Annotated in this window: 13 protein-coding genes; 2 read left to right on the forward strand and 11 right to left on the reverse strand. The window is 60.0% G+C overall.

Features of this window, described 5'->3' with window-relative positions; all coding sequences use genetic code 11:
* Both ACQY6C_RS14125 and ACQY6C_RS14130 read right to left on the reverse strand, forming a co-directional pair.
* A partial coding sequence (locus ACQY6C_RS14125) for a KAP family P-loop NTPase fold protein (RefSeq protein WP_427969817.1) occupies positions 1-1,077 on the reverse strand: 1,077 nt, incomplete at its 3' end.
* A gap of 168 nt (positions 1,078-1,245) precedes the next feature.
* Positions 1,246-1,905 carry an outer membrane protein gene (locus ACQY6C_RS14130; protein WP_427969821.1) on the reverse strand — a complete coding sequence of 220 codons (660 nt, stop codon included), beginning with the start codon at positions 1,903-1,905 and terminating at the stop codon, positions 1,246-1,248.
* A 357-nt stretch (positions 1,906-2,262) separates the two neighbouring features.
* Here ACQY6C_RS14130 and ACQY6C_RS14135 point away from each other — a divergent pair, with 357 nt between their 5' ends.
* Positions 2,263-2,862, forward strand: coding sequence for a hypothetical protein (locus ACQY6C_RS14135; RefSeq protein ID WP_427969823.1), 600 nt, complete (start codon positions 2,263-2,265; stop codon positions 2,860-2,862).
* 87 nt (positions 2,863-2,949) lie between these two features.
* Here ACQY6C_RS14135 and ACQY6C_RS14140 read toward each other — a convergent pair whose 3' ends face one another.
* From ACQY6C_RS14140 to ACQY6C_RS14150, 3 genes are read right to left on the reverse strand one after another with little or no spacing between them, the layout of a single operon-like run.
* Positions 2,950-3,603, reverse strand: coding sequence for a TadE/TadG family type IV pilus assembly protein (locus tag ACQY6C_RS14140; RefSeq protein WP_427969825.1), 654 nt, complete (start codon positions 3,601-3,603; stop codon positions 2,950-2,952).
* A gap of 17 nt (positions 3,604-3,620) precedes the next feature.
* Positions 3,621-4,250, reverse strand: coding sequence for a TadE/TadG family type IV pilus assembly protein (locus ACQY6C_RS14145; protein ID WP_427969827.1), 630 nt, complete (start codon positions 4,248-4,250; stop codon positions 3,621-3,623).
* On the reverse strand, positions 4,247-5,779 hold the full coding sequence (locus tag ACQY6C_RS14150; RefSeq protein WP_427969829.1) for a TadE/TadG family type IV pilus assembly protein: 1,533 nt from the start codon (positions 5,777-5,779) through the stop codon (positions 4,247-4,249). Before ACQY6C_RS14150 ends, ACQY6C_RS14145 begins: the two co-directional genes overlap by 4 nt.
* A gap of 522 nt (positions 5,780-6,301) precedes the next feature.
* Here ACQY6C_RS14150 and ACQY6C_RS14155 point away from each other — a divergent pair.
* A complete protein-coding gene (locus ACQY6C_RS14155; RefSeq protein ID WP_427969831.1) occupies positions 6,302-7,285 on the forward strand; it encodes a transglutaminase-like cysteine peptidase in 984 nt (327 codons plus the stop codon).
* Positions 7,286-7,320: 35 nt separating this feature from the next.
* On the opposite strand, the gene ACQY6C_RS14160 is transcribed toward ACQY6C_RS14155, so the two are convergent.
* The 6 genes from ACQY6C_RS14160 to ACQY6C_RS14185 all read right to left on the reverse strand — a co-directional run.
* Positions 7,321-8,589 carry an HlyD family type I secretion periplasmic adaptor subunit gene (locus ACQY6C_RS14160; RefSeq protein ID WP_427969833.1) on the reverse strand — a complete coding sequence of 423 codons (1,269 nt, stop codon included), beginning with the start codon at positions 8,587-8,589 and terminating at the stop codon, positions 7,321-7,323.
* 10 nt (positions 8,590-8,599) lie between these two features.
* The gene (locus ACQY6C_RS14165) at positions 8,600-9,706 is read right to left on the reverse strand and encodes a cell wall hydrolase (protein ID WP_427969835.1); all 1,107 of its coding nucleotides are present in this window, start codon (positions 9,704-9,706) and stop codon (positions 8,600-8,602) included.
* The gene (locus ACQY6C_RS14170; RefSeq protein WP_427969837.1) at positions 9,703-11,844 is read right to left on the reverse strand and encodes a type I secretion system permease/ATPase; all 2,142 of its coding nucleotides are present in this window, start codon (positions 11,842-11,844) and stop codon (positions 9,703-9,705) included. The genes ACQY6C_RS14165 and ACQY6C_RS14170 overlap by 4 nt, the downstream gene beginning before the upstream one ends.
* A 28-nt stretch (positions 11,845-11,872) precedes the next feature.
* Positions 11,873-13,276, reverse strand: a complete 1,404-nt coding sequence (locus ACQY6C_RS14175) for a TolC family protein (RefSeq protein ID WP_427969839.1) — start codon at positions 13,274-13,276, stop codon at positions 11,873-11,875.
* 12 nt (positions 13,277-13,288) lie between these two features.
* A complete protein-coding gene (locus ACQY6C_RS14180; protein WP_427969841.1) occupies positions 13,289-14,002 on the reverse strand; it encodes an OmpA family protein in 714 nt (237 codons plus the stop codon).
* A gap of 28 nt (positions 14,003-14,030) precedes the next feature.
* Positions 14,031-16,811 (reverse strand): beta strand repeat-containing protein (locus ACQY6C_RS14185; RefSeq protein ID WP_427969842.1); only part of this gene is annotated, 2,781 nt, incomplete at its 5' end.

Consider the following 16,811-nt stretch of genomic DNA (forward strand, 5'->3'; position numbering starts at 1 on the left):
GGGACGAAATGTCCGGTCGTTGTCAGCCAAAAATGCCAGTGCAGCATTAGTTGCAAGTGCTGAAGCTTGCCTCAATGACAGATCAAACCCTCTCGCGAAAAGCTGTAGACTTTCGATAAGATCATATACTGCTCGATCATTCCGCCCTTCGAGCAACTTAGTTAGGCGCTGATCGACCAGCGCAGCGGCAGCGTGTCTAGATCGATCCCACGGCTTTTCCTCGAAGAAGATTACGAAGTCATAGAACTTCTCGAGATATTCGGACGAAGAATTACCCATTCCATATCGAGAATTCACGCTGGCAACCAAGTAGTCGATATTAGTAACTAGAAGAAAGTGTACATTTTCATTGTCAAATAGATGTTTAATAACCTCCAAAATTCCTAGTGCAAAATCTGGACGACACCTATCAAGTTCGTCGATGATAAATACTGTTTTCGATTGAAGGCCGGAATCACCTTCACGGATCACTGTATCGGAAGAACCAAGTGCTTCGGCTAAGCCATTCAAAGAGGAGCGAAATTGCTCAAAATCGGATTCCGCCTCCAAATATTCATCGAATACGTTTAGTGATACTTCTTCCGCCACTCCACCGGTTGCGTCACCAATATCACTTGCTACTTCTGAAAGCGCATCAATCTCGCTAGCACCAATCAATCCGAGGGTAACGGCCTTCACAAGCACCTTTGCAGAAGTGGATGCCAGCTTCTTCGATACCTTTTTCGATTTTTCCTTTATTTCTCTGGCGGACGGCAAGGTTTGGTTACCTCGCTTTTTGATTTCATCCACGACATGGGCACTTAGTGCGAGGAATGGGCTGTCGCTAAAATCCTTGGCGAACGCGTCAAAATAGGTTGTTGAGATTCCTGAAGCGTCAAGGTGATGTACTAGCTTTTTCGAAAATGTGCTTTTACCGGAACCCCACCTTCCATTCAAAACCGCAACTGTCCCATGCTCTAGATTGGCATAAAGTGACGTAAGTTGATTTGCGAGTTCTAGTCTCGAAAGTGGCTCTTCATGAGATTCGTACGGTTTGGACAAATATTCCTTTGAAAGTGACGCCTTCAATTTAGCCATTGTTGGCTCCTAGAGCATTGAATACCGGAAGATCTTAGAATACGAACCACTTTGGGCAAGTCATTTTCTTACTCTCCCGATTTGTGCAATCTAGGTTGGGCTGTCGGCCTACAAAAAGGCCGGAGCTTTCGCCCCGGCCTCCTGATTTTTGACTTGTTCCAGCCTCAATCAGTAGCGGAATGAAAGCCCCGCCCGGAAGCTGCCATTGTCCAGGCTGATGCCCTGCCCCAGCCCGGCGGAACCGTAATCGGAAATCACATATTCCGCGCGGATCGACATCTTCGGCCCGATCATCGATTCCAGACCGCCGCCATACTGGAAGCCGTCTTCGGTTTCGCTCTCCGAGAATGTATCGACGCCATCGCTGGCAGACACCTTGAACCGGGTGTTCACCCAGCCGCCACGTGCGTAGATCACGGTGCTGCGCGAGAGCTTCGCACCGATACGCCCGGCCACGCCATAGGATTCCTTAGCCTTGGCCGTAACGCTTAAAGTATCGACCCCGTCGGACGCACTGACACCCATGCTCGCATCGCTCAGGCCTGCGAAGCCTTCCACGGCTACGAAGCCGCCACCGAAGCCCATGTTGTAACCGGCGTAGATGCCACCAGCGACACCGTCGCCGCTAAGCCCGTCAAATGAGGCTTCGAGTCCGGCGAGCGCCGGATCGACGAGGCCGAGGTCGCCCTTCGCGCTCAGCTCATAATTGTCCACACCCGCTTCGGCACCGAAATAGATGCCCGACCATGCGCCATCTGCATCATCCTGCGCCTGAGCGGCGGCAGGAAACGACAATAGGAGTGCAGCACCAAAAACCATCTTTTTCATGGTTGGTTTCCTTTTTTACTAAATTGTTTCAATGATTTTCTATCAACGATCCCGGAGGCGCACTTATCGTGAACATGACTCCTTGAGAATCGTGTTTTTTGCCGAATTCACAACTTCGCGGGTCGAGTGTGCCTTTCGAGTCACTACCCTCCTTACGAAAGATTCATTTTCCTACTTGGCTTGATTCTGTTTGTTTGGCTTCAAGCGCCAGCGCTCACATCCGATTTGTTTGTTTTGCCTCAGGCGCCGGCGTTCGCATCCGCTCACTTGGCTTTCCTCCGCGCAAGCGCTCCGGGCGGCCAGTCGGCCTTGCGAGCCCTACGGGCTCGAGAAATTGCCAGATAGGAACCTTGCTCTGTGAGTTCTCCCACCAACAAACGCAAAATCCCCCGCCAGGCCACAAGCGCCGTCGCCTTCGAGGGCGAGCCGCCTGACCCTGACGACCCCCTGCTCAATTTCACCCCCGTCCCTCACGTGGCTCCGCGCCGCAACTCGATCACCCCCGATCTCCAGCGCGAGTTCATTGCGCGTCTCGCCACCACCGGCATCGTGACGCAGGCCGCGCGGCACATCGGCAAATCGCTGGAGGCGCTCTACAAGCTGCGCGCCCGCCCCGGTGCCGAGGAGTTTGCGGCGGCGTGGGACAAGGCGCTCGACTGGGGCGTCCTGCGGCTGGAGGATTGCGCGATGGAGCGCGCCATTGCCGAAGGGCTGTCAAACCTGCATGCCAACTCGATGCTCGCATTCGTACTTCGCTGGCGCAGCCTGCGGATGGTGCCAGAGAGCCATGTCGTGCCCGGTCACTGGCTCTATGAACGCATCCGTCGAGAGGTCCTGGCCGAGTGGGAAGCGAGCATGGATGCGCTTGCGGAAACCAGGGTCCGGACTCATCAAGAACATGGCCAAGCCGTTCCGGTGGCCCTTTGCGGGCGAACTGCTTCGTCAGAGTCTTCATAGGGAGAATGGCTCCCGATTTCAGACTCTTCCTTGCATTTCATCCCGCAATCGAGCCATCACGGTTCATGTGGTCAATGGGTCCTGGCCCTAGCAGGTAGCCTGCGAGAGATTCTGCGTGTTGGTGATGTTGTTGTTCATGCGGCCGCGCACGTTGAAGGCGCTCTCATAGTAGATTTGCGGCGGCTTGAACCAGCCGGTGCCGACCAGCGGCTGATAATCATAAGTCGCTTCGACGAACATCACCGCAGTGCCCTTCATCGCGGCGATCTGGTGGCCCTTCGCGCCCAGCCCGTCTTTCAGCGTGGCATCGTCCTCGCCGTCTCCCTCGACGCCATAGGCCGGATCGACCTCCAGGTCGCCCCAGCAGCGCTGCCAGGTGATCTGCTGCCCGTTCTTGCCGCCCTTGTGCCCGTTATCCTCGATCGAGGAGAGGACCAGCCGGCCATGCGTCTCGAAGTCGAGCGATTCACCGATCACGTCGGCGCCCGCGAAAACTTCCTGCACATGCGCCTCGTCGATGCCCGACATGGTGCGCCCGGCATTGTCCGCCACGATCATCGCCATGTGGCTGACGCGCATATGCGCCAGCGCGAGGTTGGCGACCTCCAGCCCGCCCATGATGAGCAGGAGGATGACCGGCGCGGTGAAGGCGAACTCGATGAAGGCAACCCCGCTGCGGTCGCGGCCCAGCCTGCGGAGCCTGCGGACTATGCGCAGCGCGCGGTCCATGCGGCGCAGCATCGTGCTTCCCCCGCCCATCATGCCGGCGCCCCGCACAGCACTGGCGGCGTCGGCTGCGAGCCATAGGGCTGGTTCCGGATCGCCGTCTCCAGCGTCATGTCGACGGTAGGGGAGAGATTGCTGATCTTGTCGACCGGAAACAGGCGCGGCATCTGGACGTTAGCCTTGTAGAGCACCACGTCGTTCGATCCGCCGATACCGGCCGAACCCGAGTCGGTATCGAACTCGCCATTGCGGTTGGTGTCTTCCCAGCAATCCCCATCGGCTTCGTCGAACTGGCCATTGCCGTTGACGTCGGTCATCAGCGCTTCGGGATTGCCGATGTCGGAAAACTCGAAGAAGCTTTCCTGCGTCACGGTGATCGTGGCGTTGCGGGCGATGGTCCCCGCCTTTTCCTTGATCAACGCTTCGACCTGCGCTTCGACCGTCGCGCCGGGAGAGGAGAACTGCGGGTCCTGCACTGCAGCCCGACGTGCGGCATCGTTGAGCGCACCCTGCATCACGCTGCGGACATAGTTCTGGTAGCCCAGGTCGAGCCCGCCGAAGACGATGACCAGCATCGGGATCAGCAGCAGCGCGAACTCGACGACGGTCACACCGCTTTCGTCACGCGCAAGCCTGCGCAAGGTGGAAGGAATTCGGTTCATCGGGTCAACCTCAGATTGCCGATGCCCTGCCCGATTTCCGTAAATTTTTCTTCAAGATCGCTGCCATCGCTCTCGAAGAAATGGGCCGAACTGGAGGCACATGCCTCGTGCTCGGGGATATAGGCCGTGTCGAGCGCGACCACCCAGACAGTGAAGCCCATCGACTTCGCCAGCGTGCAGATGTTCGAGAAACGCTCCAGATGCAGCGCGGTGATGTCTTCATAATCAGGTGTGGAATCACCCACCGTACCATCGCCGGCAACCCGGTTGTTGAAGCGTTCGACGCCATAGGCGGAGTAGTGATAGCCGGTGGCGAAGGTCAGCCCATCGGTAAAGAAGATGATGTGCACATTGACCGGCCAGTTGCTGTAGGTCTTCGGATTGTTCGTCTTGAACAGCCCGTCGCGCGAGGAAAGGCGCGTGCCCCACAGCATCCCGATGTCCGAATAGGTTCCGCCGGTGACACGCTCCGTCACTTCGCCAACGGCGGTCGAGAAATCGCTCTCGCCCGGATACACCGCGAATTGCTTGGCTTCCGAGACGCAGGCATCGAAGATGTAGCCTTCCTGGCGCTGCGGCTCGTATCGGCCGAACTGCAGATTGCGATCGACGGCGTTGCGCGGCGCGGCGTTGATATCGTCCTCAGTCACCTTGGTGCCGATGTAGAACTCGCCATCGTTGTAGCTGTTGCCATAGGCCGGCCGTTCCTCGATGCAGCCATCGCCGCTGGTCCGGAAGCCCTGGATGATCGCGTTGGCAGTGGCACTGCCGTTCTGGCCGTTGTTCCAATAGGAATCGCGCGGACCAACCTCTTTCATGGTGACATCCGGGCAGTACCAATAGAGGTAGTTGGGGTCGCAGGTGTCGGGCACATCGAGCAGATATTGCTCGCGCACGATGTCGTTATTGCTGAGCTGGCGCGCGACATTGACCGTCTGCGAGAAGGGCGCGAAGCCATAGCGCGTACGCGAAGCGCCGCCATCATCCAGCGCCTTGTAAAGGCCCATCACGCCATTGCGCAGCCGATCGATCTTGGGTGCGCCGCCGATCGCAGGCGGATTGAGCATCGAGCTGGTCATATCGAGCACCAGCATGATGTCATTGTGGCCCATGTCGCGCTTCGCATCGCAATAGACCTCGATGTCGATGAAATCGAATCCGAAGATGAACATCAGCGTCGTCGGCACCGAAGCCGTTGCGGACCCAACCAGCTGAGCAGCATCATCACTATCCTGCTCGATCACGAATTTGGCGTTTTGCACCCCATTCGTGCCGTTCGGGAAGTTGAAGTCGAAGAACTTGTTCGCTTCGGCCTCGACATCGCTGTTCCAGTCCTCACCGATCATTGCCAGGCGACCGGCGAGCGCGCCGGCATCGCAGGCGTTCTGCAGCTTGTTGCGCGTCATATAGGTTACGCTGACGTCCAGCCCGCCGCCGATCATGGCCAGGATCGGTATAAGCGCGGCACCCAGCAACATCATCGCGTTGCCTTCCACGTCACGAGCAAGCCTGCCCAAAAACTGCATCATGGTTCCAACTCCAAACATGGAGCGCGAAGTAGGATGTAATTATTACCAGTGCGTAAAGGACTAAAACGCTAGTATTTTCGGGTGTTTAAGGCGATTCCCGGGTAGTCGAAGTTAACCATGTTTCGCAAACAATTCTTAGCCAGCGAAATGGACCGAAATTGGCCATTTTTGCGGACATGCGCTCGCCTGCAGGTTCCGGATTGGCACACGACCGGGCCATCCGATCGCCTAAAAAAGAAGCTTCCGCGCGCCGGCGCTCCGGCGAAGCGATCTGGTTCGCTCTTACTCAATTTTACGGTCGATCGCCCGATTCGCGAGCGGTTGAATGGGAAAATCGGCCCGGAATGGAAACCATGTCGCTGGTTGGCTTCCTGAAGACCCGTTAACCTTCGCAATGGCGCGAACCGCGAGGCTTACGGCTGCACCCGGCCGCCAGAACGCGTTGCGCGGAAAGTTTCCCTAGCGAGAAAGTAACCTTGTCTCCAAACCGGAGGGTAGCGGTTGCCCCCGCATATCCGGGGCATGTTCAAGAAGTTCTCACGCGCTTCGATTCTCGCCGCAGGCTGCGCTGCCAGCCTGGCTGCGATGCCCGTGCAGGCGGAGGCTGCTCCGCTCGCATTCGCCATGCCCGGCGCATTGCCGCTGGCAGCGGTTGGAACAATGCAGCTTGGCTGCGCCAGTCCGGCGCTCAGCACTGCACCGACTGCCAACATCACCATGCCGACCGTCAGCAAGAGTGCGGCGATCCTTGGCGGTCAGATGAGCGCGCTAGAGCGTATGCGTATGCAGCAGAACGGCGCAGCCAGTGTAGCCGCTCCCGCAGAAGCAACTTCCTTCGCACCTGCCCTTCCCGCTGCGACGAGCGCACTGCCGATAGCTGCGCTCGGGCTTTCCTGCCCTTCAGTTGCAGGTTTCAGATCTCCTGCGGCCGAGAGTTTTGTGCCCCGCCCGGACGGTGGTGAATTCCTCGGCACCGAGCGGGTCCGGATCGGGCGCACGCGGTTCGACTCCGAGTGGAAGCGCGTTGCCACGAAGGGGCTCTCCACCCGCGATCTGACGAAGGCGATCGGCGCGGTGCCGCAAGAACGGATGGAATTGCTCAGCCAGGTCAATCGTTGGGTCAACCACGCGGTGAAATATCGCAGCGATGGCGGCAGGGACTATTGGGCCGATGCGCGCCAGACCTTGCGCAGCCGCGCTGGCGATTGCGAAGACTATGCGATCCTGAAGATGCAGATGCTGGCTGCCGCCGGCGTGCAAAGCGATGACATGATGCTAACGCTGGCGCGCGACACCATGCGCCGGGTCGATCACGCCGTCCTGCTCGTGAAGCATGAGGACCGCTGGCTGATGCTGGACCTGCAGAGCGACAAGGTAGTGCCCGCTACCGGCCATTACGGTTACAAGCCTGTGATGAGCTTTACCGATGATGCGAGCTATCTGCATGGCAAGCGGTATGACCCGCAAACGCCGCGCTATACCGTCCAGCTCGCGCTGGCGAATTGAACGCAAATATCTGAACCGATGAGGTAGGTGATCGCCTACCTTTCGGTGAGCGATTCGTTCAGTCCGCGCGTGACCGGCTTCATCAGATAGCTCAGGATCGTCTTGGATCCGGTGATGATCTCAACATCGCAGATCATGCCCGGCACGATCGGCAACCGCTGGTTCCCCTTGGTCAGGAAGGCTTTGTCGGTTTCCACCAGCACGGTGTAATAGGCTTCGCGCTCGGCCTCGTCATAGACGCTGTCCGCGCTCACTTGCTGCACCACCCCGGTCAAGCCGCCATAGGTGGCGAAGTCATAGGCGGTCACCTTCACCACCGCGCGATCGCCCACCTTGATGAAGGCGATATCCCGCGGCTTGATACGCGCTTCGACCAGCAGCTTGTCGCCCACCGGTACGATCTGCATGATCTTCTCACCCGCATTGACGAAGCCGCCCACTGTGGTGATCTGCACATCGTTGACGATGCCGTCCGCCGGCGAGCGCAGCTCGTTGCGCTCCTTGCGCGCTTCGGCCCCGCGAATGGTCTGTTCGTTGACGGCGATGCGGGTGTTGATTTCCGACCGCTCATTGAGCGCCTGCTGGCGGAACTCGAGCTGCGCGGCGCTGAGATCGGCCTGCGCCTGCTGGACCGCGGCCTGCGAACGCGCCACAGCCTGGCGTGCCGCGGAAAGGCGGCCCTGCGTATCCACCATGTCACGCTGGGCGGTGATCAGTTCGGTCTTGGGCACGATGCCCCTTTCGGCCAGCGGGGTCAGCATATTGACCTGATCCTGCGACAGGCGAAGGCTGTTCTGCAGCGTGCTGACGCTCGATTGCGCTTCGCTCAGGTCGCGGCGGCGCTGCTCGACCGCAGCAGCGAGCGAGTTCTGGCGGCTCCTGGCTGCGGCCAGCCTCACCTGTTGCAACCGTTGTTCTTCGGAACAGTCCGAACCAATTTCGCAATCCACCGCACTGCCTGCAGCTTCGCCCGCAAGCCGGTTGGCACGCGCTTCGAGCCGCTCGTTCTCGGTCTTGAGCTGGCCCAACTCGGACGAGGCCTGCGCATCGTCCAGCCGCACCAGCAACTGGCCCTTTTTCACGCTTTGCCCGCCGCGCACCAGTATCTCCGCCACGGTTGCGGGTTCGGCCGGCTGCACCAGCTGCGCCTTGGACGAAGGGATCACCTTGCCCATGCCGCGCGTCACTTCCTCGGTCTGCGCCACACTGGCCCAGCCAAGCAGCACGAACAGCGCCACGGCGCAGGTTGCGATCAGCTTGCGGTTGGCATCCCAATCGGAAATGCGCTCGAGCCAGCTATTCACTGCCAGTACCTCACTGGGCGTCCCCTTGCCCTTCCGCCGGGTGGGCAATGGTTGCGGAAAGATCCACTCTCGCAGGAGCCTTGCCGGCTTCGGCGCCGGGCTTTGTCACGGCCTCGCCCTGTCCCGCCAGCGTCGTGCCATATGTCTCTCCGGATCTGACCGGATCGGGAATCGAAAGCCGCCAGCCCTTGGTCGTATCGAGCCGCCCGCCGACATCGCTCGGCGCATGACGGTCGGTGACATGCGGAGTCACGGTGGTTCCCGGCACGAATACGGGCGCTTCAGGTTCCATCTGAGCTGCCAGCAGCATCCGCAAACGATCGCGGTTGATCGCAGGAATGCTCTCATGCCCGGCCCAGCGCCCGGTGAAGGCGCGCCTGCTGCCCGCCCCGCCGGGGAAACGATAGAAGATATGCGCGCCGATCTTCTCGATCTTCGAGAGGGTGAAGGCCCAGCGCGGCACCACGTAATCGGCGTGATAATGCGTCGCGGAACCGACCGAAGGCTCGACCGAGCCGGCCAGTGCCTCGCGAGCAACCTCGCGCGATTGCTGCCATTGCCTGGCCATCGGTGCGCGGAGCAATGATCCGTCGCAGGTAAAGCTGAACTGGCAAACCGGCCTGTTTACGCCTTCATAGACGACGCCGCATACGGTGTTGGGATAGGCCGGATGACGCAAGCGGTTAAGCACCACCTGCGCCACAGCGCGCTTGCCCTTGAGCGGTTCATTCGCCGCTTCGTAATAGATCGCCTGCGCCAGACACTTCAGCGCAGTGCCATATTGCTGGCTGTTCTGGCCGATGACTGCGAACTGGCCCATCTTCTCGACTGGCAGGCGCGAGGCCGGGATCATCGCGTTGCGGGCCTGGGCGCTCTGGCCTTCGATCAGGATTTCCGCCTGCGTCCCTTCATCGAGAGCCTTCAATTGCGCAACCTCGCGCGATTTCATAGCAAGGCCCGCTTCGGCATGGCCCGGATCGGGGTTTCCGATGACGAAGGACAGCGCGAAGACCGCCGCAACGAACAGAGCCCCGCCCAGCGCCATACGCCAGGGTGTTGCGCCGCTCTTTTCGAGCAGGCTGCGCCATGCAGGCGCCTGAAGGGCGGTGCCGCTCATTGCGACATGCCTGCCTGGTTTCCGGCGCGAGAGAGGATGTCTTGCTTGCTGCCGTCGGCCACTACGCGGCCCTTGTCGAGCACCACGATCCGATCGCACAGGTCGAACAGCGCGGGCCGGTGGGTCGAGATCACCAGCGTCTGCTCCTTCGATAGCGTGGTCTTCACCCGCTCGACGAACTGGCGCTCGGTCTGTGCATCCATCGCGCCCGTCGGCTCGTCCATGAACAGCAATTCGGCGGGAGAAACGAAAGCACGCGCCAGCGCCAGGAAGCTGCGCTGCCCGCCAGACAGCCGCCGCCCCTGCTCGCCCACGGCCCGGTCGAAACCGCTATCGTCGCGGGCAAGGAATTCTTCCGCACCGCTCATCCGCAATGCTTCGAGCAAGCGCTCGTCATCGACCTCGGGAGCGCCGAGCGAGAGATTGTCCTTGATGGAGCCGGTAAACAAAGTCGCGTCCTGTCCGATAAAGCGAAAGGCAGTACGCAAATCCTGCGGCCGGAATTGCCGCGAGTCGATGCCATTAACCAGGAAAGCGCCGTCCGAAGGCGCATAAAGTCCGCAAATTAACCTTCCGAGCGTGGACTTTCCCGATGCGACACGCCCGATGAGGGCAATCCTTTCACCCGGCTTGATGGTCAGGTTGATCCGGTCCAGCGCCGCCACCGGCGCTTCGGGATAGGCAAAGGTGCAATCTTCCAGCTTGAGCGTGGCGTTGCGGACGGACGCGGGCTGCAGCGAGGAGCCCTGCTTGCGTTCGTCCGGCGCTTCGAACAGTCGCTCGATCGAATGCAGGGTCTCGCGCGCCTGGCGAAACCGCGTGAGCAGGAAGGCGATCTGCCCGGCAGGCGCCATCGAACGCGAAGAAAGCATTACGATGGCGATGATCGCGCCCATGGTGATCTTGCCCGCAGCGAACAGGTAATAGCCGCCAATAATCAGCGAGATCGACGAAACCTGCTGGAAACTCTGCGCCAGCCCCACCGCGACCGACTGGATCTTCTTGAGCCGCTGCTGCGAATGGCTGCCGATATCGGCCAGATTGTACCACCGGCCCATCATCGCACGCTCGCCAGACATGCTCTTGAGCGTTTCCATGCCCGCGACCGATTCGACCAGCAGCGTCTGCTGCAACCCGTGATCGGACTGCGCATCATGGGCCGCATCGGCAACCTTGCGCTGGAGGTAGAAGCCTGCCGCCGCCATCAGTATCATGGCAACCATCGGCACCAGCGCCAACCATCCGGCAATATAGGCGATGACCGCCACGAACAGCACCAGGAATGCCAGATCGACGATCAGCACCACGGTGGTCGACGCAAAGAAATCGCGCACCACCGAATATTCGGATACGCGCGCCGCCAGCGCGCCTGTGTTCCCCTGACGAGCGGCCAGGGGCAGGCCGAGCACACGGCCAAAAATCTTCTGGGAGAGCCTGACATCGAGCCGCCGCCCGATATCGTCAATCACATTGGTCCGCGCGCGCTTGAGCAAGAATTCCATCAGGAACGCCAGCAACACGCCGATGCCCAGCACCCAAAGCGTCGATGTCGCGCGATTGGGGATCACACGGTCATAGACGTTCATCGAAAACAGCGGGAGCGAAAGCGCCAGCATGTTGATGATCATCGATGCGAGCAGGACCGAACGGAATGCCTTGCGTTCCTTGCGCAGCTCGCCCCAGAACCAGTGCTGCCGCCCCTTCTGGTGCCACGGCGCTTCCTGTTGGCGCAGGCTGTCAGGATCGCCGAATACCGACAGGAAGCGTCCACCATAATCGGCCTGCGCCTCGTCACGCGTCATCCAGCGTGCGCCGCCTTCATCGGGGGTCCAGACCAGCAGATCGCCGTCCTTCGCCTCGTGAATCACCGATACTCCGCCACCCTCGCGGGAGACCAGCGCCGGGTAATCGGAATCGCGCGTTGGAAGCTTGCGGTAGCTATGCTCCTCGTAATCCAGGCCAGCCAGCTCGATCGCGGCCCCGGCCTGGTGAAAGGGCAAGCGCCCCAACCCGTCGCGAGCCAGCGAGTCGAGTGACACGGGCGAAAAGGCGAGACCATAGCGCCCCGCCAATTCCCCGATTGCCTGAATCAGCGGATCATTCGCCTGCAGCGTTCCTGTTTTCCTGTCCTGCAGCACGAATCTTCCTCATCGCTGGGCCTGGCCCTTAGTCGGCGTAGCGCCGATATTGGGTCTCAGCCTCTTTCGGAGGTCCATAATTGACCTCTTCACGCTCGTTCTTGCCAGCACCGGCCCCCGGCGCGATCTGCATCGCTTCGAGGAAATTGTTGGTGGCGGCAAGGATCTGGTACTGCGCGAAGACCTGCGAGAAACGCGCGGTTTCGAGCCGTACCTGCGTGTTGAAACGCGTGTTCTGCGCGTCGAGCACGTCAAGCAGTGAACGGCGGCCGACATTGAACTGGCTACGATAGCTGAGCAGCAGGTCGTCGCTGACCTGCGATTGCCGCTCCAGCGCAGTTCCGATGTTGCGCTGCGCCTTGAGCGAGCTCCAGGCATTCATCGCATCTTCTTCGGCCCGGCGGGTCATCTCATGCAGGCGATAGCGCGCCTGCGATGCCCGGTGCACCATCTCTTCGTAATTGGCCGCGGTCAGGCCGCCATTGAAGACATTCCAGCGCACATAGACTCGTGCCTGAACGTCATTGGTGTCGCCGGCGAACCCATCGATATCGTGGCCCACACGGCCGCGCACATCGACCCCGACTGTCGGGTAAAAGTCGGCTTTGGCGGACATTACCTGACCATGCACCGCATCGACATCCGCCTGCGCCTCACGCACCAGCGGATTGCGAGTCCGGGCAAGGCCGATTGTCTCGTCTTCCGTTGCCGGCAAGGCGGACGAAAGATCTGGCGGCAATTGCACCTGGTTGATCGTCAACCCCGTCAGGCGACGCAGCGAATGCTGGGCCTGTTCAAGCGATTCGATAGCCTCATGCTCGCGCACGCGAGCGGACAGAAGCCGCTCTTCCGCCTGTTGCAGGTCAGCGACCGAGATCGATTCCTCTTCGACGCCACGCGCCAGATCCTTCACCAGCGTATCGTGGAATGAAAGATTGTCCTGCGCCGCAGCGACGACGCGTTGCTGCAGCAGCACATCCAGATATTGGCGTGCAACCTGCAGGCCGATGAACTCGGACCGTTCCACGACGCGCAGCGAGGCACCGTCGACGCGGGCTGCCTGGCGCAGCACCTCGCCCCGGCGCTTGCCGAAATCGAGCAGCGTCCAGTCGATCGTTGCCTGACCTTCAACCGGGTAGAGCTCGTTATTGGCAATTCCCAGATTGCGGCGCGTGGTATTTTCCAGCCGGCGAATACCTGCCGAAGCCTCCAGGTCCAGCCGCGGCCAGTATAGCGCCTGCGCCTGTTCGCGTTCGAACTGGATCGCTTCCGTGTTGTACTGCGCCTGCAGGATTTCCGGATTGGCCATCATCGCAGTCTCGATCGCATCCTGCATCGAGACCACATTGCCCGTGTTCTGCGCCAAGGCAGACGGTGAAGCCGCTGCTAACAGGGCGGCGGCGGCGAAGCTTGTGAAAGTTCTCTTCATCATGGCACCCTCCCCTTAGCGGACCGATATTTCGACACGACGGTTCTGCGGCTCGCGCACACCATCTTCGGTCGGAACGCGAGGGTTGCTCTCGCCCTTGTAGTCGAACGAAACCGTTACGCCTTGCAGGTCGGCCCCGTTCAGCATGTTGGCGACATTCTCGGCCCGGTCGCGCGAAAGCGCAACATTATAGGCATCGGAACCCGAACGGTCGGCATGGCCGGTTACGTCCAGATTGCGCCAGTTGCAGCGCTGGTAGTTGGTCTTGATGAAATCGACCACCTGCTGCGCTTCGGGCGGCGGTGTGCGGATATCGAAACCGAAGAAGATGATTGCGGGGTTGTCGCAAATCTCCGGCGGAGCTTCCTGTGCTGCCCAGGGCTGCAGCGGAATGCGACGCGTTCCATCCTGCATGAGCTGGGATGCGCGGACGCATTTCCCGATCGAGGTCGGGTCCTTGGTGTGCGATTTGAGATAGCCCAGCGCGATGCCGCACTGCGCCTTGGCCTCGTTGGCCCAGATGTCGCGCGAATCGTCGGCATTCACGACCGCGGGGTCATGGGTTGCCGCCAGCGCCGCATCGAAACGCGTCTGAATCTCGTTCCGAAGCGCCCCCTTGTCCATTGCCATCAAGGCATCAGCATCGCTCTCCTGCGCCAATGCCCCCTGGTGTGCGCTGAGCGCAATCACCAGCGACACACTCGCCGCACCTATTCTTGTGAACCGCATTTTATACCCCCTGGTCAAAGGTCTCTAATCAAGCTGCGACCGCGGCATGTGCTGCTGCATCTTCGTGCATGTCAGCTATTACGCCATTGTTGAAGGCAAAAGCGCCTCCGTCATTGATATGTGTCACTACCTCCGAGCCGAGATAGCTGGCCAGATCGACCCCGCCACCGTTGATCGGCGCAGGCACATGGCCCGCATCACCGGCAAAGTGGTCGATCAAGGCATCGACATCCTTGCCTGCCATAACATCTTCTAGAACTGCTGCAACATCAGGTAGTTCCGCAGCCGATTTGATACCGACTGTGTCAGCCAGTTCCGGAGCCCCTTCGGGAGCCATCTGTCCCTGGGCCGCCATGGCGAACAATGCCTCCATCGTCCCGTCGACATCGCCGGCGGTGGCGAAGGCCGCATCGGACACTTCGCCGGTGCTGCCATCATCCATCGTGAAGCTGGAAGTCCCTGCGATCGCGACATCGCCATCGGCTGCGCTGGAGGTTTCACCGTCGGATACAAGGTCGATCGACTTGATGCCCGCATCCTGGAGCGAGACAAACTCGCCCGGATCGGAAACCGCATCGAGATCGGCGTCGATCCAAACTCCAAATTCACCATATGCCGAGTCGTTTGCGTCGAGCTTGCCGTCGCCATTGTCGTCATATTTGGCAGCGATTGCCTCAAGGTCGGTCAATCCGTTGCCGCCGAAGACAAACTCCGAAGCATCGGTGACCATGCCGTCATTGTTGGCGTCATAGGCCAGGATCGCGCTGCCCGCGGCGATCCAGGCAGTCTGGGTCTTCACCCCATCGCCATTGTAGTCATAGGCGATGCCGGCATCGAGGCTGGAGAAGGCATTGCCGCCACCATCGAGATCGAGAACGACGGGGGACATTGCTGCATTGAGCGTAATGTCGAGCACACCCGAATCCACCGTGTCGCCATCGCCGTCGACGATCGAGATCGGAACGGTGAAGGGAACAGGATCGTCGGACGCTACAAGACCGCCAAAGTCGCCAATCTTGAAAGTGTTTCCGCCGCCGTGCCCCCATTCGATGCTGTTGTAGCCATCATCGGTGAACGCCGCGAGGCGGGTGTCTTGCGGAACGCCTTCGACGGTTACGGTACCGTCACCAAGGAAGGTGACGGTAAAGGTGGCACCACCTACGAGATAGGCACCATCTGTATCAACAAGCAGGTCGGCACCATTATAGGAAATGGCAATGCTGGTAATGTCATCCGGAGTGCCGTCTCCAACATTCTTCAGCGTGCCTGAGTCATCATCATCAAATGCAGCGATGGTGACCGTCGTAGAACTGGTGATCTTAGTGAAGAAGGCGGAGCCGCCATTGATAGTGTAATGCTCGTCAAAGCTCTGCGTATCATCGCCACCATAGTAGTCACCTCCCGGGACCGGAATGCCTTCCAGATCGGAGACATAATCGACGCGCATGGCCTCTCCGGAACCAACCGAGTTACCACTGCCGACACCGCCTTCATTTGCGTTGGTGTTAACAGTGTCGCCACCCACAGGCGTGAGCAGCAAGTCCGGACTGTCATCATCGACAGGAGTACCGCCGTCTGTGTCCTGGCCCAACGGGACAAAACCCGCCCATGAACCGTTGCCGCCCACGAAGTCGTAACCGCCATCGTTGAAGTCGATATTGGTAACAGCATCGAGCGGCAGCGACATTTCGAGGACATAGTTGTTGTCGTTCGCGCCATCCGGATCGAGCGTTATGCGGAAGACTTCGGTAGAGGTGCCTTCCTTATAGGCGACCAGCACCGTCTGATCGGTTCCGCCCGAGCCATAATCGTATTCCAGCGCAGCCAGGCCTGAAGTGAGATCCTGGCTCAGCAGTGAATCGATCGATGCCTGGGTGAAGATCACCTGACCACCGTCGGCGCCGAAATTGTCATCTACGGTGCCGTTGACCGTATCGAGCGACGCGACGTAGGAGCCTGCAGCATTTGTTCCTGTCAGGCTGTCGGGCGTAGCCGCAAAGGGAACATCATCAACGATATCGATCGTGATCGTGCCCTGCACCGTGTTGCCATTGGCATCGGTGGCTGTGTAGGTGAACACATCACCCGCAGCTTCGGTGTCATTGCCGTCATCGGCATGCGGCTGGTTATCCACCGGTTCGACCAGCGTGTAGGTATAGGTCCCATCGCTGTTCAGCTCGATCACGCCATGCGAACCCGCCGGGCTACCCACTAGCGTGTAGCTCACCGCATCGGTCACATTGAGCGTGCCCGTCACCGTCTCGTTGGGCGAGGTCGGATCCGAACCGACATCAGAACCGGCAGCGATGTCATCGCCCGTGAGCGTTGTATCCAGCGCCGCTTCATACACCGTCTGCGTGTCGTTGTCGGGCGTCAGCGTCACCGCCGTCAGGTCGATCGTCAGCGTAGTGGTCGACAAATCGCCGTCCGCATCCACGATCGTGTAAACGAACACGTCCGACTGGTCCGTGTCGATCACATCGCTGTTCGCCTGGTAGCTATAGGTACCGTCAGCTTCCAGCGTCAGCGTGCCATAGAGGCCCACAATCGGATTGCCGACACCGCCAGACACATCGCTCGTGGTATCGCCACCAGCAGCGCGGACACCCGTGATCGAGCCCTGGCCATCGGCACCGAACTCGTCATTGTCCAGAACGCTGTCCGCACCGCTGTCCAGAAGCGCGCCTTCCACAACGCTATCCGTATCCGACGAAGCCGTCGGTACATCGTCCACGATATCGATCGTGATCGTGCCCTGCACCGTGTTGCCATTGGCATCGGTGGCTGTGTAGGTGAACACATCACCCGC

The organism is Altererythrobacter sp., assembly GCF_050299635.1.
Lineage (GTDB): Bacteria > Pseudomonadota > Alphaproteobacteria > Sphingomonadales > Sphingomonadaceae > Erythrobacter.